The sequence below is a fragment of the Streptomyces sp. NPDC051913 genome, from assembly GCF_044593635.1.
Classification (GTDB): domain Bacteria; phylum Actinomycetota; class Actinomycetes; order Streptomycetales; family Streptomycetaceae; genus Streptomyces.
The window spans coordinates 151,457-172,869 of the sequence record NZ_JBIUCI010000007.1 but is presented as its reverse complement, the minus strand read 5'-3'; the positions used below and the strand labels follow the sequence as shown (position 1 = coordinate 172,869).

The window sequence follows — 21,413 nt, the reverse complement described above, 5'->3', positions numbered from 1 at the left end:
TCATGAAGCTCGGCAAGGCACTCGCCACCGGAGTCGCAACGGAGCGGCCGCAGGCCCAGGACGAAGAACCCGAACTCCGGCTCCCCGAAGAGATCACCGAGGAACTGACGGCGCCCGAAGAGGTACCGGCCGCCCGATGAGACTCCGGCTTCCGGAGGAACGCCCGACGGAGCCGCCGACCGGATACAAGATCGCCCACCCGGTGCTGTCCCACGACGGCACCCGGGCCGGGTTCACCGGTGTGTCGCTCGGCGGCGCGCTGCCGTACGGCGTCCTCGCCGACGCGTCCTGCGTCTATGGCCTGCGGCACCGGGCACCGCACCGCCGCTGCGACTGCGGCTTCCACTGCGTGCACGACCGGACGACCGCCGAGGCCCTGCTGTGCACCGCCGAGCACCGGGCGGCCGCCCTGCTGGAGGTGTCCGTCCTCGGCCGCTACCTCCGCTTCGAACTCGGCTTCCGCTACGCCCGCCAGCGCGTCCGCACCGCCACCGTCGGCCCCTGTACCTGCGGCACGGTCGCCTCCGCCCTCGCCGACGCCGGCTGGGGCAGACCCGGCTGGCGCGCCCTCGCCCCGTCCTGCGCGGGCTGTCTGCGCGGACGTACGTCCGTCTCGCTCGCCTCGTTCGCACGGCTCGCGGGAGAGGGGCTGCGCGTGGTGGCGGGCCGGGGGAGCGAGGCGGCGGCCGATGCCGAGGTGGCCGCCACGGCCGATCTCGGTGTCTCCGAACTCACCGCGGAGGCCGCTCTGTTGCAGGCCCGGCTCGACTGGTTCCAGACGCAGCTGGCGCGGCTGGGGGAGCGGGGCCCGGAGGCGGGTTCGCAGGGATAGCGGGTGCGGGTCCGGGTACTCGGACGGTCCGAACCGAGAGGAGGCGGACACCGTGACCCAGACCCAGGAGCCCGGGCAAGCCCAGCACTCCGTCGGCGAGCTCGTCGGCCAGGCCACCGAGCAGCTCTCCCAGCTCGTACGGCAGGAAGTGGCCCTCGCCAAGGAGGAGCTCGCCGAGAAGGGGCGGCGGGCCGGGCGCGGCGGCGGAATGCTGGGTGCCGCCGGAGCGATCGCCTACGCCGGGCTGCTCGCCCTCGCCGGCACGGCCACCGCCGCCCTCTCGCTGACGCTGCCCGTCTGGGCCGCGGCGCTCATCGTGACGGCCGTGCTGTTCGCCCTCGCCGCCCTGCTGGCCGCGAAGGGCCGCGCCCAGCTCCGCCGCGCCGCACCCCCCACGCCCGAGGAGACCCTCGGCAGCGTCAGGGCCGACGTCGAGGAGATCAAGGAAAGGGCACACCGATGACCGACAAGGCGATGCCGGGCGTGGGCCGCGGAGCCAAGGGCCCCGAGGAACTGCGGGAGCAGATCGAACAGACCCGCAGCCAACTCGGCGACACAGTGGAGGAGTTGGCAGGAAAGATGGACGTGAAGGGCCGAGCGCGAGCTCGGGCGGCCGATCTGCGGGACAAGGCGGGCGCGATGACCGTGCAACTGCGCAGCACCGCGGCGCAGGCCGGCCACACGGCGCACGACCGGGCCACCCAGGCCGGTCACACCATGCACGACAAGGCCGTGCAGGCGGGCCACAAGGTCCAGGACACGGCGACCAGGACCGGTCATCAGGCGCAGGGCAGGGCCGCGAAGACCGGGCACGAACTCCAGCGGCGGGCCGAACACAGCGTCCCCCAGCCCGCCCGGCACGTCGTCCAGGCGGCGATCCGGCATCCGCGCCCCGTGCTGGTCATCGGCGCGGCGGTGGCCGCGGTGGCCGTGGTGACGTGGCGGTACCCCAAGAAGTGACTTGACCTGAAGTTTGGTTGAGGTTGGAGGGTCGTCGGTACACGCATCGGCACTCGAACAGCGGAGCCCGACATGACCCGTCGTACCGACGACCACCCCGACCTGACCGACCCCCGCGTCGGCGCACCCTTCTTCAGCACCTGGCGCGTCGGCACCCCCGAGCGGCAGCGGGAGGCGGTGGCGACGATCGCGCGGACCTGGGAGCGCCGGGACTGGCCCGCCACCGGACTGCTCGGTTACCACGTCTACGCCGGACACGACGGCTCCACCCTCCTGCACCACTCGCAGTGGGCGGACGAGCCGGCGTACGAGGCCTTCGTGAAGACCCACCGGCAGGAGCGCGTCGACGAGGTCGACACCGCCGTACCGGGTATCGAGCGGGTCCGGCTCGACCGCTACCGCCACTGTCGCAGCGTCACCCAGGACGGTGACACGCGGGTGCCGGGATGCGTCGTGATCGTCGAGGTGGAGTTCGAGAGCCCCGACCCGGAGCGGCAGCGCGCCTGGGTCGACGCCGTCTTCGAGGCCCTGGAGAGCGAGCCCGACCCGCACCCCGGCGGCATCGGCGCCCACTTCCACCTCAGCACCGACGGCACCCGCGTCCTCAACTACGCCGAGTGGGAGACCGCCCAGGCCCACATCGACGCCCTCGCCGCCCCCGGCGACGGCGTCGGCTCGGCGACCGAACCGTGGAAGCGGGTCCAGGAATTCCCCGGGGTGAAGGGCAGTACGGTCAGCCGGTACGAGCACGTGCTCGGTCTGCTGCCCGGGTAGCACGGCGAGGCCCGGCCGAACTCACCGTCCGGCCGGGCCTGTGGGAGTGCCGTGCGACTACGGCTTGAAGCGCAGGACCTGCGGGTCGTGGTCGCTGATCTGGTCGTTGAACTCCGAGTTGACGTGCACGCTGTCGTACTCGAAGTCGCAGCCGCGCCGGATCGACGGGGAGACCAGGATCTGGTCCAGGACCTGGGCGTTGCCCTGGTAGACGTACGAGTAACGCTCGCTCCTCGGCAGCGACTTGATCGCCGACCACAGGGCGCCGTCGGTCTCCAGGATCTTGGCGGTGTCGGAGAACTCGTAGTCGTTGATGTCGCCGAGGGCGATGACGTCCGCGTTCTTCTGGGTGTCCAGGACGTCCTTGACGAACGCGTTGACCAGGGTGGCCTGCTGGTGGCGCTGGACCTCCGAGCTGCGCGGCACCGGCTGGGTCGCCGAGGTCAGGCCGTAGTCGCCGCCCTTGGAGTTGAAGTGGTTGGCGATCACGAAGACCGTGCGGCCACGGAAGACGAACTCGCCGACCAGCGGCTTGCGGCTGGACGCCCAGGCCGCGTTCGTCGGGTCGATGCGGCCGGGGGAGACCGTCAGGGCCGCCTTGCCGTGCTCCTTCGTCACACCGACGGCCGTGGTGGCGTCGCCGCCCGCGCGGTCGGTGAAGGAGACCCGCTCCGGGTTGAACAGGAACACCTGGCGGATGTTGCCGCCCGGCTCACCGCCGTCGGTGCCGTTGGTCGGGTCGATGGAGCGCCAGTCGTACGTCGGGCCGCCCGCGGCCGCGATCGCGTCGATCAGCTTCTGGACCGTCTGGTCGGCGGCGACCGTACCGTCGTTGGTCGCGCCGTTGTTGTCCTGGATCTCCTCCAGGGACACGATGTCGGGCGACTGGAGGTTGTTCACGATCGCGGCGGCGTGCGCGGCGAAGGTGCCGTCGGACGGGTCGAGGTTCTCGACGTTGTACGTCGCGACCGCGAGCTCGCCGCGCTTCTGCTTCTGGGTCGTCTCGCGCTCGGTGCCGCCGCTCTTCAGCGTGCCGATCGTGTTGGCGACGAGGGTGTAGCCGCCGAACTGGTTGTAGTCCAGCGGGCCTTCGGTCGCGCCCTCCAGCACGTCACCGACGTTCGCCACCGGGAAGGCGGAGGTCGCGCCGAGCGACTGGATCTGGAGGCGGCCGGTGTTCTGGGCGTCGTAGGAGCCGTAGACCGTGCCACCGCGGCGGTTGGCGTTCTCGCGCGGCTTCACCGTCACCCACAGCTCGGTGTACGGGTCGCTGGCGCCGACCACGCGGGTGTCGGCGACCCGGACGTTCTCGCCCTCCAGGGACTCGTAGTAGTCCAGGGCGTACTTGGAGGGCTCCAGGGTCAGGCCGTTGATCGAGTTGCCCGCGGCGGTGTCGCCGGCCGGGGCGTAGGCGGCCGGCACCGACTCGGCGTCGATGACGACGGCGGCGGGGACGGCGTTGCCGCTGGAGACGACCGTGGTGGTCGGCTTGGTGATCTCGGTGATCGACTGGTTGCCGGAGGTGGTGCCGCCGGGGACGTACTCCGAGACCGTGCCCGAGACCGTGACGAGGTCGCCGACGGCGACACCCTTCGGCGTGGAGCTGGTGAAGACGAAGACGCCCTCACTGGTGGCCGGGTTGTCGTCCGCGTTCGGGTCCTGGATCCAGAAACCCTTGGACGAGCCGTACGTGCGGATGCCGGTGACGATGCCGGAGACGTCCGCCACCTTCTGGCCGGCGTACGGGGATATCCGGGTCGTGCCCTGGATGTCGTGGATGCGCACGGAGTCCGCGTGCGCGGGAGAGGTCAGGACGACCGTGGACGCGGCGGAGCACACGGCGGCGACGGTGAGCGCGGCGAGGCGCGCGGAAGACTTGCTCGGCAACGGGATCCCTCCGGGGACGTTCTTGAGCGCCGGGACGAGGGTGGAGCGTGGAACGGTGGGAGCCGCGACCGGTGGGGCGGAGGCGACGCGCGTAGAAAGTACCGTGCACAGGTGTCAGGGCGGTGAACAGGTGTGCATTGAATTTCTACGCGCGTAATCTCCTTCGTGATCAGGTCACTTGTCAAGGTTTCGGCCATGTACGGGGGTCGGCGGGGAGATGAACCGGGCGGCATGGGGCCAAATCCGTCTAGGCTGAGCGGCTGAGTGGTAAGACGCGATGCCTAGGAGAAGCAGCCGATGTCAGACAGCTCCCCCCTGCCGCCGGCGCGGCTGCACCCCGAAGCGGAGCTGGCGCGGGACGCGCTGTCCACGCCGTTGCTCTCCCGGGCCGCCCGGCTCGCCCGCTGGGCCTCTCCCGACACCCGCGTCGACGCAGGTGGCGGGCTCGCCGAGGAGCAGCTTCCCGCCGCCGCCGAACTCCTCGGACTCACCGGGGACGACGCCGCCGCCTGGGCGAGCGAGGCCTGGCGGGTCGCCGTCGACACCGGACTCGTGGAGATCGTCGACGAGAACGAGGGCACCGTCGCGGCCGGCGAGGAACTCGCCCTGCTCACCGGTGGCGCCCCGCAGGACGTGCTCGGGGTGTGGCAGACGGCGCTGGAGGCGGTGCTCGCCGACGCGAGCGTGCCCGACCTCGACGACCTCGTGGACGCCATGGACGAGGGTGGCGAGATCGACCTCTCCTCCCTGGACTGGGACCCGGACGCCGAGGCCGACTTCCTCGACGGAGTGCTCGGCAACCTGTATCTGCTGACCGTCAACGACGAGGGCCCCGGCGACCGTACCGTGCCGCTCCCCGCGCTCGCCGCGTCCATGATCGTGCCCAACGACATGGGGGAGCCCACCAACGACGTCCTCGAACAGGTCTCCGACGCGATGATGCGCCTCGACGACCAGTTCCGGCTGCTCGAACCGGTCGGCCTCGTGGAGTACCAACCCGTCGACGAGGCGCTCATGGCCGACGCCGACGACGAGCCCGCCGCGCCGGTCGACGACACCGACGTCTCCCGCTACGGCATGGTCCGGCTCACCCCGCTCGGCCTCTACGGACTGCGGGCCCGGCTCCTGGAGGCCGGTTTCACGGCGCCCGCCGTCGGGGACCTCGCCGACAAGGGCGCGGACGCCCTCCTCGACGGCACCTCCACCTTCCCGCCCGGAGCCGCGCAGGCCGAGACCGAGCAGTGGCTCGACCGGCGTGAACCCCTCGCCGCCGCCCACGAGTTGCTGGCCGCCAGCCGGGGCGGCGACGCCGGCGCGCCGCTGCGCCGACTGCGCTGCCAGCAGGCGCTCTCCCTCGTCGGCACGGAAGCCGAACCCGCGCTGCGGGCCGTCCTCGACGACCCGGAGCTCGGCGGACTCGCCCGCGTCTGGCTCACCGAGCGCGGCGCCGCCGACGTACCGCCGCCGTCGGAGGCGATGATCTTCTGGCTGACGGTCGACACCGTCGCGGCCCAGCTCGCCGCCGAGGGCAACTCCGAGGAGCTGACCGGGCTCGTGGAGGGGCTCGCGCAGCAGCACAGCGGATTCTTCGCCGCCGCCTGGCGGGTGGACCACCCCGCCACCGCCGATGTGCTGGAGGCGATGGGGCGGCTGCACCCGGACAAGAAGATCGCGAAGGAAGCACGCAAGGCGGCCTTCAAGGCCCGCTCCCAGCAAGGCGGGTGAGCCGCCGAGGCCGCTCGCGGTAAGGCGGTCGAGTCGCAGGCGCGGTGCCGTGGCGGGAGCGGGGTCCTGGCCGACGTACGGATTCATGGAAGCGATCCTGCGGACGTCGCCCGGTGTTCAACTCCCGTTCAGGCGTGGGCGAAACGGTGACGCCGACCCGAGGTCCCCCACCCTCCACGGCACACCCCTCGCCACACAGGAGACACCATGTCGCTCACCCGCAGGGACTTCGCCAGAAACTCCGCGATCACCGGTGCCGGTGTCGCGCTGGCCGGCAGCGTCGGCGCCCTCGCCACCGCGCCGCAGGCCCTCGCGTCCACCGACACCGGGAGCGAGGCGGACGCTCACGGCGGAGTCGGCTACGGACCCCTGATCGCCGACCCTGACGGCATCCTCGCGCTGCCCGCCGGGTTCAAGTACCGCGTCATCACCTACAGCGGCAGGACCACGCTGGAATCGGGCGAGATCACCCCGTCCAACCACGACGGCACCGCCACCTTCGACGGCCCCCGCGGCACCACCCTCCTGGTCAACAACCACGAGCTGAAGGGCCCGCGCGCCAACTGGACGTACCCCGTCCCGCTCACCGAGGGCCTGGTCTACGACCCCGCCGCGGCCGGCGGCTGCACCGTCGTCGAGGTCCGCCCCGACGGACGCGTCGCCGAGTGGGTCGGCATCGCCGGCACCTCCACCAACTGCGCGGGCGGCCGCACCCCTTGGGGCACCTGGCTCACCTGCGAGGAGAACGAGGACAAGGCCGGGTCCAACGGCATGACCAAGGACCACGGCTATGTCTTCGAGGTCGACCCGAGCGACCGCCGTGCCAACCGTGACCCCAAGCCCCTGAAGTTCTTCGGCCGCTACGCCCACGAGGCCGTCGTCATCGACCCCAAGCGCGGCCACGCCTACCTCACCGAGGACGCGGCCTCGCCCAACGGCCTGCTGTTCCGCTGGACCCCGCCCAAGGGCTTCGAGCACGGCCGCGGCAAGCTCCGTACGCTCGCCGACGACGCCGGTGTCTTCGAGGCCTTCAAGTGCTTCGACTCCGGTGGCCAGTTCGTCGACGACCTCTCCCGCGCCACGAAGACCGGCACGGTCTACGGCGTCGACTGGGTGACGGTCCCCGACCGCGACGCCAAGACGGTGGCCGTGCGCAAGCAGTTCACCGACGGCCAGGTCACCCGCGCCCGCAAGCTGGAGGGCATGTGGTGGGGCGACGGCGGCACCTACATCGTCTCCTCCTACGCCCGCACCGAGAGCCCCGTCCAGCACGACGGCCAGGTCTGGTTCTACGACCCCAAGCGCCGCACGCTGACCCTGAAGGTCCTCCTCGGCGTCAACCCCGACCCGTCCGTCGACGGCGCCTTCGACGGCCCCGACAACATCACCGTCTCCCCGTACGGCGGCCTCGTCATCGCCGAGGACGGCGAGGGCGTCCAGCACCTGTTCGGCGCGACCGACAGCGGAAAGACCTACCCGATCGCCCGCAACGAACTGAACATCGGCACCGAAGACGCCCCCGAATACAGCGAGTTCACCGGCGTCACCTTCTCCTGCGACGGCAGGACTCTCTTCGCCAACATCCAGACGCCGGGCATCATGCTCGCCATCACCGGCCCCTGGAAGCGGCAGAAGCGCGGCTGATAATTCGTTCGACCACCCCGCGGCCCTCCTCCTAAAGTAATGCCTGTCCAGGTGCGAAGGCAGGACCTACTTCCGCTGATAACGGGGAGGCCGCGGGTTCGAATCCCGCCGCCGGTACAACACGCCGGTGTAGCTCAGGGGCAGAGCACCTAATGTCGGTTCCGCCGGCCTTGAACTCTGGACACCACAACTTCATGCACCTCCCGGTGCGCGGGCCGCGGCTACTTCTTCTCCAAAAAGATTCCCGTGCCGCTGCCGACTTGATCTCGGGAGGCGCAGCTCATGGTGGGTGCCCGGTGCGCAGGCAACGGCTACTTCATTGGATCAGAAGGTCGCGGGTTCGAATCCCGTCATCGACTCAGGGTCGGTGTAGCTCAATGGATAGAGCATCTGACTTAGTTCCGTGGCCGACTTCTGATCTCGGGCACCCTCCTTCTGCTGCGTCTCCCTCCGAAAACTTCAGTGAATTCGGGGGAATTCAGCATGTCGCGATTCAACAAGCGAGCCGCCAAGGCGCAGCCCACCTCTCGCGTCACCTCGACGGGCCGCATACTCCGTACCTTCCAGGGCGGCCGAGGCCGTGAGCGGGACCCGCGCTCGGAGCTCTTCCTGCTGGCGGTGTCCCACTTTGTCGCGGACACCTTCTACGAGACCGGCGCCGACCGTGACGACCGGTTCGCGAAGCTGGTGCGGGAGCTCGCCGTCACCGATCCGGAGTGGACGGCAGGCCTGCTCGGCTGGCTGCGCGGTGAGGGCAACCTCCGTACCGCCTCCGTCGTCGGCGCCGCCGAGTACGTGAAGGGGCGTCTCGACGCGGGCGCCACCGGCGGCCCCTCGAACCGGCAGGTCGTCGACTCCGTGCTCCGGCGTCCGGACGAGCCCGGCGAGCTGCTCGCGTACTGGACGGCGACGTACGGCCGCAATGTGCCCAAGCCCGTCAAGCGCGGCGTCGCCGACGCCGTACGGCGGCTCTACAGCGGAAAGTCCCTGCTGAAGTACGACACCGCGGCCAGGGGCTACCGCTTCGGCGACATCCTCAACCTGGTGCACGCGGTGCCCGACCCGGACAAGGTGTGGCAGGGCGAGCTGTTCCGGTACGCCCTCGACCGCCGGCACAACCCGGACACGGCCGTGCCGCCCGCGTCGAACCGGACGCTGGTCGCACACCGCGAGCTGATGGCGCTGCCGGTCGCGGAGCGGCGCGCGGTCGTCACCTCCGAGGGCGGCGCCGAGCGGCTCGCCGCGGCCGGGATGACCTGGGAGGCGCTGGCCGGGTGGCTCCAGGGGCCGATGGACAAGGCGGCCTGGGAGGCGGTCATTCCGTCCATGGGTGCGATGGCACTCGTACGGAATCTGCGGAATTTCGACCAGGCCGGTGTCTCCGACGAGGTCGCGGCCCAGGTCGCGGCCCGGATCAGTGATCCGGCGGAGGTCGCGCGGTCGCGGCAGTTCCCCTTCCGGTACCTCGCCGCGTACCAGCACGCGCCGTCGCTGCGCTGGGCGTACCCGCTGGAGCAGGCGCTCGGCCACTCGCTGGCCAACGTGCCCGCGCTGCCCGGACGGACCCTCGTCCTGGTCGACCGCTCGGGCTCGATGTGGGGTCCCCTGTCCGGCCGCTCGCAGCTCAACCGGGCCGACGCGGCGGCGATCTTCGGCACGGCGCTCGCGCTGCGCGCCGAGGACGCGGACCTGGTGCAGTTCGGGACCACCAGTGCGGAGGTCGGGTACCGCAAGGGCGAGTCGGTGCTGAGGATCCTGGAGCGCTTCGGCAACCTGGGCGGCACCGACACCACGGGCGCGGTGCGCCGGCACTACCGGAAGCACGACCGGGTGCTGATCGTCACGGACGAGCAGTACGCGTACAGCCACTACGGCGACCCGACCGAGCAGGTCCCCGCCGATGTGCCGGTCTACACCTGGAACCTCGCCGGGTACCGGGCGGGCCACGGCCCCTCCGGCAAGGCGAACCGGCACACCTTCGGGGGTCTGTCGGACGCGGCGTTCCGGATGGTTCCGCTGCTGGAGAGCGCCCGGGACGCCGACTGGCCGTGGGCCGCGGCCTGACCGGCCCGGTCCACCGGTGTGGCCCGCACTTCACGGGGGGTGCGGGCCACACCCCTGTCGGCATCACCCTTGTCGGCGTCCCTGATTGACATCTAACATTTCAGTTGTGGAGGCGATACGACCCGTAGCCCGCACCCTGCTCAGGGACCGCGCCTACGCAGCCATCAGGGACGCCATCGTGTCCGGGGAGCTGGAGCCCGGCGCGGTCGTGCGGGACGCCGATCTCGCCGAACGGCTCGGGCTGTCCCGGGCGCCGGTGCGCGAGGCGTTCTCGCGGCTCGTCGACGAGGGGCTGCTGGAGAGCAAGCCGCAGAGCTACACACGGGTGACACCGGTCGTGGCGGCGGACGTACGGGACGCCGCCGCGGTCGTCGGCGCCCTGCACGAGCTGGTCACCCGGGTCGCCGTGCCCCGGCTGTTCGCCGCGGACATCGAGGCGATGCGCGCGGCCAACGAACGGTTCGCCGCGGCTGTCCGCGCCGGTGACGTGGACTCCGCGCTCCGTGCCGACGACGAACTCCACGACGTCCTCGTCCGCGTCAGCGGCAACCGTGCCGCGGCCGCCACCGTCGTCCGCTACACGCCCCTCATCCGCAGGCTGGAACGCCGTCGCTTCGGCGAGGGCGGCAACTGCCGCTCCGCCGGGCTGCACGAGCGGCTCATCGAGGCCTGCACGGCCGGTGACGTGACCGGCGCGGTCGAGGTCACCGCGGAGATCTGGCGGGGCCTGGCCGATCTCGCCGACGACGTTCCCTGAGCACCCAGGAGGCTCCCCATGTCCCTTTCCTCGTACGAGCGTTACCCCCTCCTCTTCGGCCCCTCGCCGGTGCATCCACTGGAGCGCCTCACGGCCCACCTCGGCGGCGCGACCCTGTGGGCCAAGCGGGAGGACTGCAACTCCGGTATCGCGTACGGCGGCAACAAGACCCGCAAGCTGGAGTACCTGGTCGCCGACGCCCTCGCGCAGGGCTGCGACACCCTTGTCTCCATCGGGGGCGTCCAGTCCAACCACACCCGTCAGGTGGCGGCCGTCGCCGCCCGCGCCGGCCTGAAGTGCGTCCTCGTGCAGGAGAGTTGGGTGGACTGGCCCGACGCCGTGTACGACAAGGTCGGCAACATCCTGATCAGCCGGCTCGCCGGAGCCGATGTCCGGCTGGTGCGGGCCGGGTTCGGGATCGGCTTCAAGGAGAGCTGGGAGCAGGCGCTGCGGGAGGTGGAGGAGTCGGGCGGGAAGCCGTACGCCATCCCCGCGGGTGCCTCCGACCATCCCCTCGGCGGACTCGGCTTCGCCGGGTGGGCGTACGAAGTCGCTGAGCAGGAGCGGGAGTTGGGGGTCTTCTTCGACACCGTCGTGGTGTGCTCGGTGACCGGGTCCACGCAGGCGGGCATGGTCGCCGGGTTCGCGGCGCTGGAGGGGGCGGGAGGCCGGTCGCGGCGCGTGCTGGGGGTGGACGCGTCGGCGAAGCCCGCCGCGACACGTGAGCAGATCGCCCGGATCGCGCAGGGAACCGGCCGACTCATCGGCGTCGAGCGGGAGCTGACCGTGGCCGACGTCGAGCTGGACGAGCGGTATCACGCCGGGGTCTACGGCATCCCCGACGAGACCACCCTCGCGGCGATGCGGCTCGCCGCCCGCACCGAGGGGATGGTCACCGACCCCGTCTACGAGGGGAAGTCGATGGCCGGGATGATCGATCTCGTCGAGCGCGGGGAGATCGGGCGGGACGCGACGGTGCTGTACGCGCACCTGGGCGGGCAGCCGGCGTTGAACGCGTACAGCGCACTGTTCGCGTAGGTCTCGACGGCACGACTGCCCGCGGCCCGCACAGGTCCTAGGTCGTGTCCGTAAAGTCCCGTCGTCCGCCCGGAGGGCGGGCCGGGCGGCGTCAGGTGCGTGCTCTCGGCGTGCCGGGCACGAACCCGCGTACTGGTTGTACGTGGGTTTGTGCCCGGTGCGGCGAGAGTGCGTGCATGGCGGCTCCCGGCAGGCGGGACTTTGCGGACGCGGCCTAGAGGGCCTGTGCGGCCGGCTTCACCATTCCCCTCACCGTGCGGGACTTCACGAAGTCGCCCATCGCCGTCATCTCCCACTCGCCGGAGAACTGCTTGATCAGCTTCGCCATCATCACGCCGGTCTGGGCTTCGGCGTTGGTGAGGTCGAAGCGGACCAGTTCCTCGCCGGTGGCGGCGTCGAGGAGGCGGCAGTAGGCCTTGGCGACCTCGGTGAACTTCTGGCCGGAGAACGAGTTCACCGTGAACACCAGGCCGGTGACGTCCTGCGGGAGGCGGCCGAGGTCGACGACGATGACCTCGTCGTCGCCACCGCCCTCGCCGGTGAGGTTGTCGCCGGAGTGCTTGATCGCGCCGCCCACGATGGACAGCTTGCCGAAGTAGCAGCTGTCGATGTGGTTGCGCTGCGGGCCGTAGGCGATGACCGAGGCGTCCAGGTCGATGTCCTTGCCGCGGTAGGCCGGCTCCCAGCCCAGGCCCATCTTGACCTGGGAGAGCAGCGGGCGGCCGCCCTTGACCAGGGACACGGTCTGGTTCTTCTGGAGGCTGACGTGGCCCTTGTCCAGGTTGATCTTCCCGGTGCCCGGCGCGTGCGCGGGCGGCGGGGGAGTCGGCGTGCTCATCGGCGGGGCCGGCGGGGTGACCGGCGTCTGGATCGTGGGCTGCGGCGGGGCGACCGGCTGGGGCGGGGCCACCGGGGCCGGGGCCGGCTCCTCGACCGTCACACCGAAGTCGGTGGCGATGCCGGCCAGGCCGTTGGCGTACCCCTGGCCGACCGCGCGGGCCTTCCAGGCGCCGTTGCGCAGATAGATCTCCACGACCACCAGGGCCGTCTCGCTGCCCAGCTGCGGCGGCGTGAACGTCGCCAGGACGGAGTTGTCGTCGGCGCCGCGGATCGTCGCCGTCGGTTCGATGCCCTGGAAGGTCTGGCCGGCGGCGTCCGGACTGGCCGTGACGACGATCTTCTCGATGCCCGGCGGGAGGGCGGCGGTGTCCACGACGATCGCGTCGGGTGCCGCGCCGCCGCCGGAGCGGTAGGTCACGCCCGGGCCGTTGGGCTGGTTGTAGAAGATGAAGTCGTCGTCGGAGCGCACCTTGCCGTCGGCGGTGAGCAGCAGGCCCGATACGTCGAGCCGCACCGGGGCGGCGACGTCCACCGTCACGCGCGCGGTGGAGAGAGGGATGTTCGAGCCGGGGGTCATAGCTGTCATGACCGGTGAACGATCCAGCCCGCTTTACCGTTCCCTTACCCGCGACCGTTCGGATCAGCGGGGTGATGTGCCGCGGTTGCGGGGGTGGTTCCGGGCGGTGCGTTCGTTGCCGCGCTTGTAGTTTCCGGTCCAGCGGGCCATGACGAGCTGGGGGTCGGAGGAGGCCTCGACCTCGGCGAGGAACTGGGCGGCCCGGGGGCCGTGGAGGGTGGTCGCGGGGCGGTGGTGGTGGGTGATGTGGACGGCGCCGTCGGCATGGGCTTCGTAGCGGAAGCCGTGTGGGCTGGGCATGGGCGGATGGTAGGGGCCGGTCGGGGTCCGGGCCCACCGGTTTTCCGGGCCCGTCAGGGTCGGTCGGGCCCCCGGTAGGGCAGCGTCTGGCTGTAGACCACGTTCGTGGTCGTGCTGCCCAAGCCCGCGAGCTCGTCCATGAGCTCCTCCAACTGCTCCATGGAGCTCGCGGCCACCTTCAGCGTGTAGCAGTCGTCGCCGGTGGTGCGCAGGCACTCCAGGATCTGCCGCCGCTCGGCGAGCAGCCGGCGCAGGGGTTCGTGCCGGTTGCCCGGGTACTTCAGCCGGACGACGGCGAGCACGGCGTAGCCGACCTTGGCCAGGTCCACGACGGCGTGATAGCCGGTGATGACACCGAGCGACTCCAGGTTCCGCACCCGTTCCGTGGTGGCCGACGGACTGAGGTTCACCCGCCGCCCCAGCTCGCTGAGCGAGACGCGGGCCTCCCGCTGGAGCTCCTCGATGATCGCCCAGTCGGTGTCGTCCAGATTCACGGTCATCGCGCGACTCTACCGGCAGAATCACGGAAGAAGGCCGCCGACGCCGGGAAGACTCTGTTCCGTCCGTCGTGATCGCCGACATAGCCTCGGGTCATGCAACTAGGCGTCAACGTACCGAACTTCGGCCCCGGTACCGACCCCGGCGTGCTGCGCGACTGGGCGCGGGTCACGGAGGGGCTGGGTTACGACCTGCTCATGGTGTCGGACCACGTGGTCATCACCCCGGACGTGGCCGAGCGCTATCCGGAACCCTTCCACGAGCCGTTCACCACGCTGTCCTGGCTGGCCGGGGTCACCACCAGGGTGCGGCTGGGCACGACCGTGCTGATCCTCCCGTACCGGCATCCGCTGCTGGTGGCGCGGATGGCCGCCAACCTCGACCGGCTCAGCGAGGGCCGCCTGGTGCTCGGTGTCGGGGTCGGCTGGGCCCGGCAGGAATTCGACGCGTTGGGGGTGCCGTTCGCCGAGCGCGGCCGGCTGACCGACGAGTGTCTGGCCACGCTCCGCGACGCCTGGCGCACCGATGCCCGGGAGGGTGGCTCGATCCCCGTCTGGGTCGGCGGCCACAGTGCGGCAGCGCTGCGCCGGGCCGCCCGGTTCGGGGACGCCTGGCATCCGCTGCGGCTCTCCCTGGCCCGGATGGGCGAGATCCTGGCAGACCACGCGCTGCCGGGATTCGCGCCCCGCATCTCCCTGCGGCTGACCGGCACCCCCGTCGACGATCCGGAACGGCCGGCCGGCGTCGGCACCGTCGAGCAGATCCTCGACGACCTCGAACGGCTTCGCCTGCTGGGCGCCGACACCGTGGTACTCGATCCCTGTCAAGGCGACCCGGAGGAGACCCTGCGGCCGCACGCGGCCTGGCGGGCGCTCGCCGAGGTGGCCGACCGTTGGAGGACGGCATCGTGATCAGCACCGTGGACGAGGCCTTTCTGCGCCGAGCGATCGATATCGCGGCGCGGGCCGTCGCCGAGGGCGACGCACCGTACGGGTCCCTGCTGACCGGCCCGGACGGCACGGTCCTCGCCGAGGCCCACAACACGGTGCGGCGCGACGACGACATCACGGCCCATCCGGAACTCAAGCTGGCCCGCTGGGCGGCCCGCGAACTCGCCCAGGAGACGGCCGCGGGCACCACCCTGTACACCAGTTGCCAGCCGTGCGGGATGTGCACGGGCGGCATCGTCCGCTCCGGCATCGGCCGGGTCGTCTTCGCGCTCACCACCGAGCAACTGGTCGCGCTCAACCCGCGGTCGGGCGCGTGGCCGACCGTGCCGCAGGACGGCCCGGCCCTGTTCGAGGAGGCACGCGTGCCCATCGAGGGCTACTACCGGCCGAGTTGAGAGCGGTACGGGTCACGGCACCACGACGATCTTCCGTCCCACGCCCGCGGCGAACTGCTCCAGCGCCTGCGGGTACCGCTCCAGCGGGATGCGGTCGCTGATGAACACGTCCGGGTCCAGCACCCCGTTCGCGAACAGCTCCGCCGCCCGCTCGAAGCTGTGCAGGACCGCCATGGAGCCGGTGATGGTGATCTCCTGGTTGTAGATGCGGTACGGGTCGATCGTGACCTTCGTGGCGTAGTCCGCGACGCCGAACTGGAGGAAGGTCCCGGCCTTCGCCACCCGGTCCAGGCCGTCCTGGATGGCCGCCGCGTTGCCGGTGGCGTCGACCACCAGGTCCCAGCCCTGGGGGCGGTCCAGCTCGTCCGCGTTCGCGGCACAGGCCGAGACGCCGAGCCGGCGCGCGGTCTCCAGCCGGGCCGGGTTGACGTCGACCACGTCCACGCTCGCCGCGCCCGTGCGTTTGGCCAGCTCCAGCATCATCAGGCCCATCGTGCCGGAGCCGTAGACGAGGACATGGGCGCCGAGCCGGGACTGGAGGACGTCGTAGCCGCGTACCGCGCACGACAGGGGCTCCACCAGGGCCGCGTCCTGGGTGCGGACGTGGTCGGGGAGGCGTACGCAGTTCGCGACCGGGGCCACCGCGTACTGGGCCGCGCCGCCCGCCGTCGTCACGCCGATCGCCGCCCAGCGTGCGCAGAGGTTGTTGTGGCCGGTACGGCAGTAGCGGCATTCGTGGCAGTAGAGGGAGGGGTCGACCGCGACCCGGTCGCCCACGGACACTTCCGTGACCTGGGCGCCCACCCCGACCACCGCGCCCGCGAACTCGTGGCCCGGCACGATCGGCAGCTTCGGGGCGAACTCGCCCTGGAGGATGTGGAGGTCCGTCCCGCACAGCCCGCAGGCAGCCACCTCGACCACCACGTCCCGGGGACCCGGCGTCGGGTCCGGGACCTCGGCTACGACGGCCCTGCCCACGGACTCGATGACGGCGGCCTTCATTTCACTGCTCCCAACGACAGGCCCTGGACCAGCTTGTCCTGGGCGGCGAACCCCGCGGCGAGCACCGGCAGGGAGATGACGAGCGACGCGGCGCACACCTTCGCCAGGAACAGGCCCTGGCTGGTGATGAAGCCGGTCAGGAAGACGGGGGCGGTCTCGGCGACCACGCCCGTCAGGACCCGGGCGAACAGCAGCTCGTTCCAGCTGAAGATGAAGCAGATCAGCGAGGTCGCCGCGATGCCGGGAAGGGCTATCGGGGCCACGACGCGCGCGAGGATCGTGGGCAGCCTCGCGCCGTCCACTCTCGCCGCCTCGATGATCGCGACCGGGACCTCGGCCAGGAACGACTGCATCATCCACACCGCGATCGGCAGGTTCATGGAGGTGTAGAGGATGACCAGCAGCCAGATGTTGTCGAGCATGTCGGTGTTCTTGGCGAAGAGGTAGATCGGGAGCAGGCCCGCCACCACCGGGAGCATCTTCGTCGACAGGAAGAAGAACAGCACGTCCGTCCACTTCCGGACCCGGTTGACGGACAGGGCGTAGGCCGCGGGGAGTGCCAGGAGGAGGACGAAGAGCGTCGAACTCACCGACGCGACGGTCGAGTTGATCAGCGCCGGCCAGGGGCTCGCGCCGCCGCCCGTGCCGAAGAACTCGCGGTAGCCGTCCAGGGTCAACGCCGCCCCGAAGGACGGGGGGTTGGTCGCGGCGTCCGACTCCGAGTGGAAGGACGTCAGGGCCATCCAGGCGATGGGGAGGAAGAAGAGGATCCCCAGCAGCCAGGCCGTCACACCGAGGCCGAGTCCCTTGCGTTTCACAGTGGTCGCGCTCATGCCCGGCCCACCTCCTCGCGGAACAGAGACGAGACGACCCGCAGGGCGAAGGTCGCGATGACGATCGAGCCGATGACGACCAGGACGCCCGCGGCCGAGGCGAGGCCGTTCTCATGGGCCTGGTAGAAGCTCTGGTAGACGGTGTACGGGAGGTTCGCCGTGCCCAGGCCGCCCGAGGTGATGGTGAAGACGGCGTCGAAGTTCTGGACGATGTAGATCGAGCCCAGCAGGGCGCCCAGTTCCAGATAGCGGCGCAGATGCGGGAACGTGAGATGGCGGAAGATCTGCCAGTCGCTCGCGCCGTCCACCCGTGCCGCCTCCAGCTGTTGGGGGTCACGGCTCTGTAGGCCAGCCAGCAGGATCAGCATCATGAACGGGGTCCACTGCCAGACCAGGGACGCTTCCACCGCGAGCAGCGGGGTGCCGGAGATCCAGTCGGGTTGCGGGCCGCCGACGTAGTGCAACAACCCGTTCAGTAGCCCGTATTCGGGGTTGTAGAGGACGTGTTTCCACAGCAGCGCCGCCGCCACCGGGACCACCAGGAACGGGGCGATGAGCAGGGTGCGGACCACTCCTCGGCCCCGGAACCTCCGGTCGAGGAGCAGCGCGAGCACCAGGCCGAGGACCAGGCTGGCCAGGACCACGGCCACGGTCAGCAGGATCGTCGTCCACACCGAGTGACGCAGGTCGGCGTCGGTGAGGACCTCCTGGTAGTTGTCGACGCCGGTGAAGTGGCGGGCCTTCGGGTAGAGCGCGTTCCAGTCGAAGAACGAGATCACCAGCGTGGCCACGAAGGGCAGCTGAGTGACCGCGATCATGAAGACGAGGGCGGGAAGGAGCGGGGCCCGGGTGGCCCAGGCGCGCAGGCGGGCCGACGGTTGGCGGGTGGTCGGTACGGGTGTGGTGGCCAGGGGGGCCGTGGTCGTCGCGGTCATCGTCCCTCGTACTCCTCGGAGATCTTCTCGGCGAGCCGCTGGGACTTGCTCAGCGCCGACTCGACGGACTGGCGTCCGGCGATGGCCGCGCTGATCTCCTGGGAGACCTTGGTGCCGAGATCGGTGAACTCGGGGATGCCGACGAACTGGATGCCGGGCGCGGGGCGCGGCTGCACCCCCGGGTCGGTGGGCCGGGCGCCCTCGATGGCCTCCTTGGTCATCTCCTGGAAGGCGGCGGCCTCTTGGCGGTACGCGGCGTTGGTGTACGTCGAGGCGCGCTTGCCGGCCGGGACGTTGGACCAGCCGATCTCGTCGCCGACGAGCTCCTCGTACTGCTTGCCAGAGGCCCAGGAGACGAACTTCCAGGCCTTGTCGGGGTTGCGGGAGGCGTCCTGGATGCCCCAGGCCCAGGTGTAGAGCCAGCCGGAGGACCTGGTCTCCTCGACGGGGGCGGGGGCGTAGCCGACCTTGCCCTTGACGGGAGATCCGGAAGCCTCCAGGGATCCCGCCGCGCTCGTGGCGTCGTACCACATGGCGACCTTGCCCTGGGTCATGTTGTTCAGGCACTCGGCGAAACCGGACTGGGCCGCGCCGGACTCGCCGTGGTCACGGACCAGGTCGACATAGAACTTCGCCGCCTTCTCCCACTCGGGGGAGTCGAGCCGGGCCTTCCAGTCCTTGTCGAACCAGGTGCCGCCGAAGGTGTTCACGACGGTCGTCAGCGGCGCCATCACCTCGCCCCAGCCGGGCAGTCCGCGCAGGCAGATGCCCTTCATGCCGGGCTCGGCGCCGTCCGCCTTCGCGGCCAGGTCGGCGACCTGGGTCCAGGTGGGATGCGCGGGCATCGTCAGGCCCTTCGCGGCGAACACGTCCTTGCGGTACATCAGGAAGGACGACTCGCCGTAGAAGGGCTGGCCGTAGAGCTTGCCGTCGTCGCCGGTCAGGGACTCGCGCATCGGCTTGAGGACGTCCTGTTCGTCGTAGGCCGGGTCCTCGGCGACGTAGGAGTCCATCTCGTGCAGCCAGCCGTTGCGGGCGTAGATCGGTATCTCGTAGTTGGACAGGGTCGCCACGTCGTACTGGCCGGCCTGGTTGGCGAAGTCCTGGCTGATCTTGTCGCGGACGTCGTTCTCCGGCAGCACGGTGAAGTTGACCTTGATGCCGGTCTCCTCGGTGAAACGCGGGGCGAGCTTCTGCAACTCGGTCATCTGGGGGTTGTTGACCATCAGGACGTTGATGGAGTCGCCGCCGGAACCGGACCCGCCCGCCCCGGCCCAACAGCCGGAGAGCAGCGGGGCGAGCAGCGTCCCTGCGGCGGCCAGGGCGAGCGTGGCTCGCGGTGGCCGTCGTCGGCTCGGGGTGCGCATGGATCGCTCCTGAACATATGGGGAGATAAAGGGCGTGGTGGGGCATGGGGGTGCCGCGGGAGGAGGGGTGTCTCGGGTTGTTTCTCAGACGCGGATGACTTGTGGCCCGAGCAGGGAGTAGCGGTGGGCCTCCGCCGACGGCAGCAGCGTGCTGGTGACGATCGCCTCCAGCGCGCCGACCTCGGCGAACCGGCAGAAGCTGACCGCCCCGAACTTGGTGTGGACGCCCGCGAACACCGTGCGGCGGGCGGCCCTGATGGCCTGCGCCTTGACCTCGCTGACGGCCGGGTCGGGGGTGGTGAGGCCGTGTTCGCGGGAGATGCCGTTGGCGCCGATGTAGGCGAGGTCGACGACGAAGCCGGCGAGCATCTTCGTCGTCCAGTGGTCCACGGTGGCCAGCGTGCCGGGGCGGACCCGGCCGCCGAGGAGCAGGACGGAGGTGTGCTCCGCCTCGGCCAGCGCGCCGGCCACGGGGAGGGACGCGGTGACCACGGTCAGCGGGCGGTCCCTGGGCAGGGCCTCGGCGATGAGCTGGGGGGTGAAGCCCTCGTCGACGAAGACGGTCTCGGCGTCGCCGAGCAGCTCGGCCGCGGCGGTGGCGATCCGGCGCTTCTCGGGGACGTGGCTGGTGGCGCGGAAGGCGAGCGTCGTCTCGAAGCCGGCGCTCTCGACGGGGTAGGCGCCGCCGTGGGTGCGGCGGACGAGGCCGTGGTCCTCCAGGGCGCGGAGGTCTCGGCGGACGGTTTCCTTCGCGACGCCGAGTTGGACGGCGAGGGCGTTGACGTCCACGACGCCGGCCCTGCGGGCGGCCTGGACGATTTCCCGCTGGCGTTCTTCCGCGGCGCTGGTCATGAGGTCACCCGCCTTCCTGGTGCGCTGCCCGTTCGGGCCGTCTGGAGGAAGTTCTACAGCGGGTGGGAGGCGGTGACCAGGCCTGTTGCAGCGGCGATCGTGTCCGTGTGTGCCCGTTCGGGCGGAGTGCGCCCAAGGGGGTGGGGGGTGCGGTTGTGTGGCGGCCGCGGGGTCGTTTTGGCTGGTCGCGCAGTTCCCCGCGCCCCTGGAGTGGCGCTGGCGCGCCACTGTCCAGGGGCGCCACCTGTGCCCGTAAAGCACTGCGGACGGGCCCGTTCGGTGCCCGTCCGCAGTGTGATCAAGACGAACTAGTACGGCCAGATCGGCGGGTCGCTCACGAAGTGGCCGCCCAGGTAGGCGTGGGCGATGTTGTCCGGGTCCAGGTCGCCCTGTTCGGCGATCAGCTTCTCGGCGTAGGGCTCGGAGTCGTCCTGGGGGGCGTAGCCGAGGGAGCGGGCGGTCGTCAGGTCCCACCACAGGCGGGTGTTGGCGGAGGAGCCGTAGACGACGGTGTGCCTGACGTCCTCGGCGGTCAGCGCCGCGTGCAGGAGGCGGGCGCCGTCGGCGGGGCTCATCCAGACCGAGAGCATGCGGACGCTGGTGGGCTCGGCGAAGCAGGAGCCGATGCGGACCGAGACCGTCTCCAGGCCGTACTTGTCCCAGTAGAGCTGGGCGAGGTCCTCGCCGAAGGACTTGGACAGGCCGTAGAAGGTGTCCGGGCGGTGCGGGGTGTCGATCGGAATGAGCGGGGCGTCGCCCTCGGGGCGGGGGGTGAAGCCCACGGCGTGGTTGGAGGAGGCGAAGACGATCCGGGGGACGCCCTCCTCGCGGGCGGCCTCGTAGAGGTTGTACGTCCCCTCGATGTTCGCCTTCAGGATCTTGTCGAAGGACGCTTCCAGGGAGATGCCCGCGAGATGGATGATCGCGTCGACGCCCCGAACGGCCTCGCGCACGGCTTCCTTGTCGGCGAGGTCCGCGACGATCGCGTCCGGCTCGCCCTCGATCGGCAGCAGGTCGAGCAGGCGCAGTTCATAGCCGTAGGAGGGGAGCAGTTCCCGCATCAGGGTGCCGAGGCCGCCGGCGGCGCCTGTGAGCAGAACGGTGCGGGGCGCTGGCATGCTCGGTTCTCCTTGGAGTAGACCCGTATTCACATTCGTGGACAAGCTAAGGATCATTGCCTGGC

At 70.8% G+C, this 21,413-nt stretch carries 22 protein-coding genes and 1 tRNA gene; 13 read left to right on the top strand and 10 right to left on the bottom strand.

All coding sequences use genetic code 11. The annotated features are described in order from the left end of the window. Positions 1 to 2 precede the first annotated feature (2 nt). The 5 genes from ACIHIX_RS22630 (at position 3) to ACIHIX_RS22610 (ending at position 2,566) form a co-directional block, all read left to right on the top strand. Positions 3 to 140 carry a hypothetical protein gene (locus tag ACIHIX_RS22630; RefSeq protein WP_399958905.1) on the top strand — a complete coding sequence of 46 codons (138 nt, stop codon included), beginning with the start codon at positions 3 to 5 and terminating at the stop codon, positions 138 to 140. Further along, positions 137 to 832 carry a hypothetical protein gene (locus ACIHIX_RS22625; protein ID WP_399958903.1) on the top strand — a complete coding sequence of 232 codons (696 nt, stop codon included), beginning with the start codon at positions 137 to 139 and terminating at the stop codon, positions 830 to 832. The genes ACIHIX_RS22630 and ACIHIX_RS22625 overlap by 4 nt, the downstream gene beginning before the upstream one ends. Before the next feature lie 52 nt (positions 833 to 884). Then, positions 885 to 1,295, top strand: coding sequence for a phage holin family protein (locus ACIHIX_RS22620; protein ID WP_399958902.1), 411 nt, complete (start codon positions 885 to 887; stop codon positions 1,293 to 1,295). After that, positions 1,292 to 1,792: a DUF3618 domain-containing protein gene (locus tag ACIHIX_RS22615; RefSeq protein ID WP_399958900.1), complete on the top strand. Its 501-nt coding sequence runs from the start codon at positions 1,292 to 1,294 to the stop codon at positions 1,790 to 1,792. Before ACIHIX_RS22620 ends, ACIHIX_RS22615 begins: the two co-directional genes overlap by 4 nt. Before the next feature lie 72 nt (positions 1,793 to 1,864). Further along, on the top strand, positions 1,865 to 2,566 hold the full coding sequence (locus ACIHIX_RS22610) for an antibiotic biosynthesis monooxygenase (RefSeq protein ID WP_399958898.1): 702 nt from the start codon (positions 1,865 to 1,867) through the stop codon (positions 2,564 to 2,566). A gap of 57 nt (positions 2,567 to 2,623) precedes the next feature. Here the strand turns inward: ACIHIX_RS22610 and ACIHIX_RS22605 are convergent, their stop codons facing one another. After that, positions 2,624 to 4,453 (bottom strand): endonuclease/exonuclease/phosphatase family protein, encoded by a 1,830-nt coding sequence (locus ACIHIX_RS22605; RefSeq protein ID WP_399958896.1) that lies wholly within the window; start codon positions 4,451 to 4,453, stop codon positions 2,624 to 2,626. A gap of 297 nt (positions 4,454 to 4,750) precedes the next feature. On the opposite strand from ACIHIX_RS22605, the gene ACIHIX_RS22600 reads away from it, so the two are divergent. From ACIHIX_RS22600 to ACIHIX_RS22575, 6 genes are all read left to right on the top strand, one after another. Continuing rightward, positions 4,751 to 6,178: a hypothetical protein gene (locus tag ACIHIX_RS22600; RefSeq protein WP_399958894.1), complete on the top strand. Its 1,428-nt coding sequence runs from the start codon at positions 4,751 to 4,753 to the stop codon at positions 6,176 to 6,178. Positions 6,179 to 6,385: 207 nt separating this feature from the next. Then, positions 6,386 to 7,822 carry an alkaline phosphatase PhoX gene (locus ACIHIX_RS22595; protein ID WP_399958893.1) on the top strand — a complete coding sequence of 479 codons (1,437 nt, stop codon included), beginning with the start codon at positions 6,386 to 6,388 and terminating at the stop codon, positions 7,820 to 7,822. Between the two features lie 41 nt (positions 7,823 to 7,863). Beyond that, positions 7,864 to 7,939: transfer RNA gene (locus ACIHIX_RS22590), tRNA-Ile, on the top strand. A gap of 366 nt (positions 7,940 to 8,305) precedes the next feature. After that, complete coding sequence (locus ACIHIX_RS22585) at positions 8,306 to 9,886, top strand: TROVE domain-containing protein (protein WP_399958891.1); 1,581 nt, start codon at positions 8,306 to 8,308, stop codon at positions 9,884 to 9,886. 106 nt (positions 9,887 to 9,992) lie between these two features. After that, on the top strand, positions 9,993 to 10,643 hold the full coding sequence (locus ACIHIX_RS22580; protein WP_399958889.1) for a GntR family transcriptional regulator: 651 nt from the start codon (positions 9,993 to 9,995) through the stop codon (positions 10,641 to 10,643). An 18-nt stretch (positions 10,644 to 10,661) separates the two neighbouring features. Continuing rightward, a complete protein-coding gene (locus ACIHIX_RS22575) occupies positions 10,662 to 11,681 on the top strand; it encodes a 1-aminocyclopropane-1-carboxylate deaminase (protein WP_399958887.1) in 1,020 nt (339 codons plus the stop codon). A gap of 214 nt (positions 11,682 to 11,895) precedes the next feature. On the opposite strand, the gene ACIHIX_RS22570 is transcribed toward ACIHIX_RS22575, so the two are convergent. The 3 genes from ACIHIX_RS22570 to ACIHIX_RS22560 all read right to left on the bottom strand — a co-directional run bounded on the left by ACIHIX_RS22570 (position 11,896) and on the right by ACIHIX_RS22560 (position 13,898). Continuing rightward, the gene (locus ACIHIX_RS22570) at positions 11,896 to 13,098 is read right to left on the bottom strand and encodes a TerD family protein (RefSeq protein WP_399959417.1); all 1,203 of its coding nucleotides are present in this window, start codon (positions 13,096 to 13,098) and stop codon (positions 11,896 to 11,898) included. A gap of 63 nt (positions 13,099 to 13,161) precedes the next feature. Next, entirely contained in the window at positions 13,162 to 13,398 is a 237-nt protein-coding gene (locus ACIHIX_RS22565) for a hypothetical protein (protein WP_399958885.1), read from the bottom strand. Between the two features lie 53 nt (positions 13,399 to 13,451). Then, entirely contained in the window at positions 13,452 to 13,898 is a 447-nt protein-coding gene (locus ACIHIX_RS22560) for an Lrp/AsnC family transcriptional regulator (protein WP_399958883.1), read from the bottom strand. Positions 13,899 to 13,991: 93 nt separating this feature from the next. Here ACIHIX_RS22560 and ACIHIX_RS22555 point away from each other — a divergent pair, with 93 nt between their 5' ends. Both ACIHIX_RS22555 and ACIHIX_RS22550 read left to right on the top strand, forming a co-directional pair. Beyond that, positions 13,992 to 14,807 (top strand): LLM class flavin-dependent oxidoreductase, encoded by an 816-nt coding sequence (locus tag ACIHIX_RS22555; protein ID WP_399958881.1) that lies wholly within the window; start codon positions 13,992 to 13,994, stop codon positions 14,805 to 14,807. Further along, positions 14,804 to 15,241 (top strand): nucleoside deaminase, encoded by a 438-nt coding sequence (locus ACIHIX_RS22550; protein WP_399958880.1) that lies wholly within the window; start codon positions 14,804 to 14,806, stop codon positions 15,239 to 15,241. Before ACIHIX_RS22555 ends, ACIHIX_RS22550 begins: the two co-directional genes overlap by 4 nt. Before the next feature lie 12 nt (positions 15,242 to 15,253). Here the strand turns inward: ACIHIX_RS22550 and ACIHIX_RS22545 are convergent, their stop codons facing one another. The 6 genes from ACIHIX_RS22545 to ACIHIX_RS22520 form a co-directional block, all read right to left on the bottom strand. Continuing rightward, positions 15,254 to 16,243, bottom strand: a complete 990-nt coding sequence (locus ACIHIX_RS22545; RefSeq protein ID WP_399958878.1) for a zinc-dependent alcohol dehydrogenase family protein — start codon at positions 16,241 to 16,243, stop codon at positions 15,254 to 15,256. Then, positions 16,240 to 17,076 carry a carbohydrate ABC transporter permease gene (locus tag ACIHIX_RS22540; RefSeq protein ID WP_399958876.1) on the bottom strand — a complete coding sequence of 279 codons (837 nt, stop codon included), beginning with the start codon at positions 17,074 to 17,076 and terminating at the stop codon, positions 16,240 to 16,242. Before ACIHIX_RS22540 ends, ACIHIX_RS22545 begins: the two co-directional genes overlap by 4 nt. Next, positions 17,073 to 18,011, bottom strand: coding sequence for a carbohydrate ABC transporter permease (locus ACIHIX_RS22535; protein ID WP_399958874.1), 939 nt, complete (start codon positions 18,009 to 18,011; stop codon positions 17,073 to 17,075). The genes ACIHIX_RS22540 and ACIHIX_RS22535 overlap by 4 nt, the downstream gene beginning before the upstream one ends. After that, positions 18,008 to 19,378 (bottom strand): ABC transporter substrate-binding protein, encoded by a 1,371-nt coding sequence (locus tag ACIHIX_RS22530; RefSeq protein WP_399958872.1) that lies wholly within the window; start codon positions 19,376 to 19,378, stop codon positions 18,008 to 18,010. The genes ACIHIX_RS22535 and ACIHIX_RS22530 overlap by 4 nt, the downstream gene beginning before the upstream one ends. Before the next feature lie 84 nt (positions 19,379 to 19,462). After that, on the bottom strand, positions 19,463 to 20,230 hold the full coding sequence (locus ACIHIX_RS22525) for a DeoR/GlpR family DNA-binding transcription regulator (protein ID WP_399958870.1): 768 nt from the start codon (positions 20,228 to 20,230) through the stop codon (positions 19,463 to 19,465). Positions 20,231 to 20,538: 308 nt separating this feature from the next. Then, positions 20,539 to 21,348, bottom strand: a complete 810-nt coding sequence (locus ACIHIX_RS22520; protein ID WP_399958868.1) for an NAD-dependent epimerase/dehydratase family protein — start codon at positions 21,346 to 21,348, stop codon at positions 20,539 to 20,541. Positions 21,349 to 21,413: the final 65 nt, after the last annotated feature.

Bases quoted from the DNA above. Each gene is read 5' to 3' on its own strand.
- ACIHIX_RS22525 (WP_399958870.1), bottom strand. From the start codon at position 20,230: ATGACCAGCGCCGCGGAAGAACGCCAGCGGGAAATCGTCCAGGCCGCC.
- ACIHIX_RS22570 (WP_399959417.1), bottom strand. From the start codon at position 13,098: ATGACCCCCGGCTCGAACATCCCTCTCTCCACCGCGCGCGTGACGGTG.
- ACIHIX_RS22540 (WP_399958876.1), bottom strand. From the start codon at position 17,076: ATGAGCGCGACCACTGTGAAACGCAAGGGACTCGGCCTCGGTGTGACG.
- ACIHIX_RS22600 (WP_399958894.1), top strand. From the start codon at position 4,751: ATGTCAGACAGCTCCCCCCTGCCGCCGGCGCGGCTGCACCCCGAAGCG.
- ACIHIX_RS22615 (WP_399958900.1), top strand. From the start codon at position 1,292: ATGACCGACAAGGCGATGCCGGGCGTGGGCCGCGGAGCCAAGGGCCCC.
- ACIHIX_RS22575 (WP_399958887.1), top strand. From the start codon at position 10,662: ATGTCCCTTTCCTCGTACGAGCGTTACCCCCTCCTCTTCGGCCCCTCG.
- ACIHIX_RS22530 (WP_399958872.1), bottom strand. From the start codon at position 19,378: ATGCGCACCCCGAGCCGACGACGGCCACCGCGAGCCACGCTCGCCCTG.
- ACIHIX_RS22560 (WP_399958883.1), bottom strand. From the start codon at position 13,898: ATGACCGTGAATCTGGACGACACCGACTGGGCGATCATCGAGGAGCTC.
- ACIHIX_RS22610 (WP_399958898.1), top strand. From the start codon at position 1,865: ATGACCCGTCGTACCGACGACCACCCCGACCTGACCGACCCCCGCGTC.
- ACIHIX_RS22595 (WP_399958893.1), top strand. From the start codon at position 6,386: ATGTCGCTCACCCGCAGGGACTTCGCCAGAAACTCCGCGATCACCGGT.
- ACIHIX_RS22630 (WP_399958905.1), top strand. From the start codon at position 3: ATGAAGCTCGGCAAGGCACTCGCCACCGGAGTCGCAACGGAGCGGCCG.
- ACIHIX_RS22555 (WP_399958881.1), top strand. From the start codon at position 13,992: ATGCAACTAGGCGTCAACGTACCGAACTTCGGCCCCGGTACCGACCCC.
- ACIHIX_RS22545 (WP_399958878.1), bottom strand. From the start codon at position 16,243: ATGAAGGCCGCCGTCATCGAGTCCGTGGGCAGGGCCGTCGTAGCCGAG.
- ACIHIX_RS22520 (WP_399958868.1), bottom strand. From the start codon at position 21,348: ATGCCAGCGCCCCGCACCGTTCTGCTCACAGGCGCCGCCGGCGGCCTC.
- ACIHIX_RS22565 (WP_399958885.1), bottom strand. From the start codon at position 13,398: ATGCCCAGCCCACACGGCTTCCGCTACGAAGCCCATGCCGACGGCGCC.
- ACIHIX_RS22585 (WP_399958891.1), top strand. From the start codon at position 8,306: ATGTCGCGATTCAACAAGCGAGCCGCCAAGGCGCAGCCCACCTCTCGC.
- ACIHIX_RS22625 (WP_399958903.1), top strand. From the start codon at position 137: ATGAGACTCCGGCTTCCGGAGGAACGCCCGACGGAGCCGCCGACCGGA.
- ACIHIX_RS22535 (WP_399958874.1), bottom strand. From the start codon at position 18,011: ATGACCGCGACGACCACGGCCCCCCTGGCCACCACACCCGTACCGACC.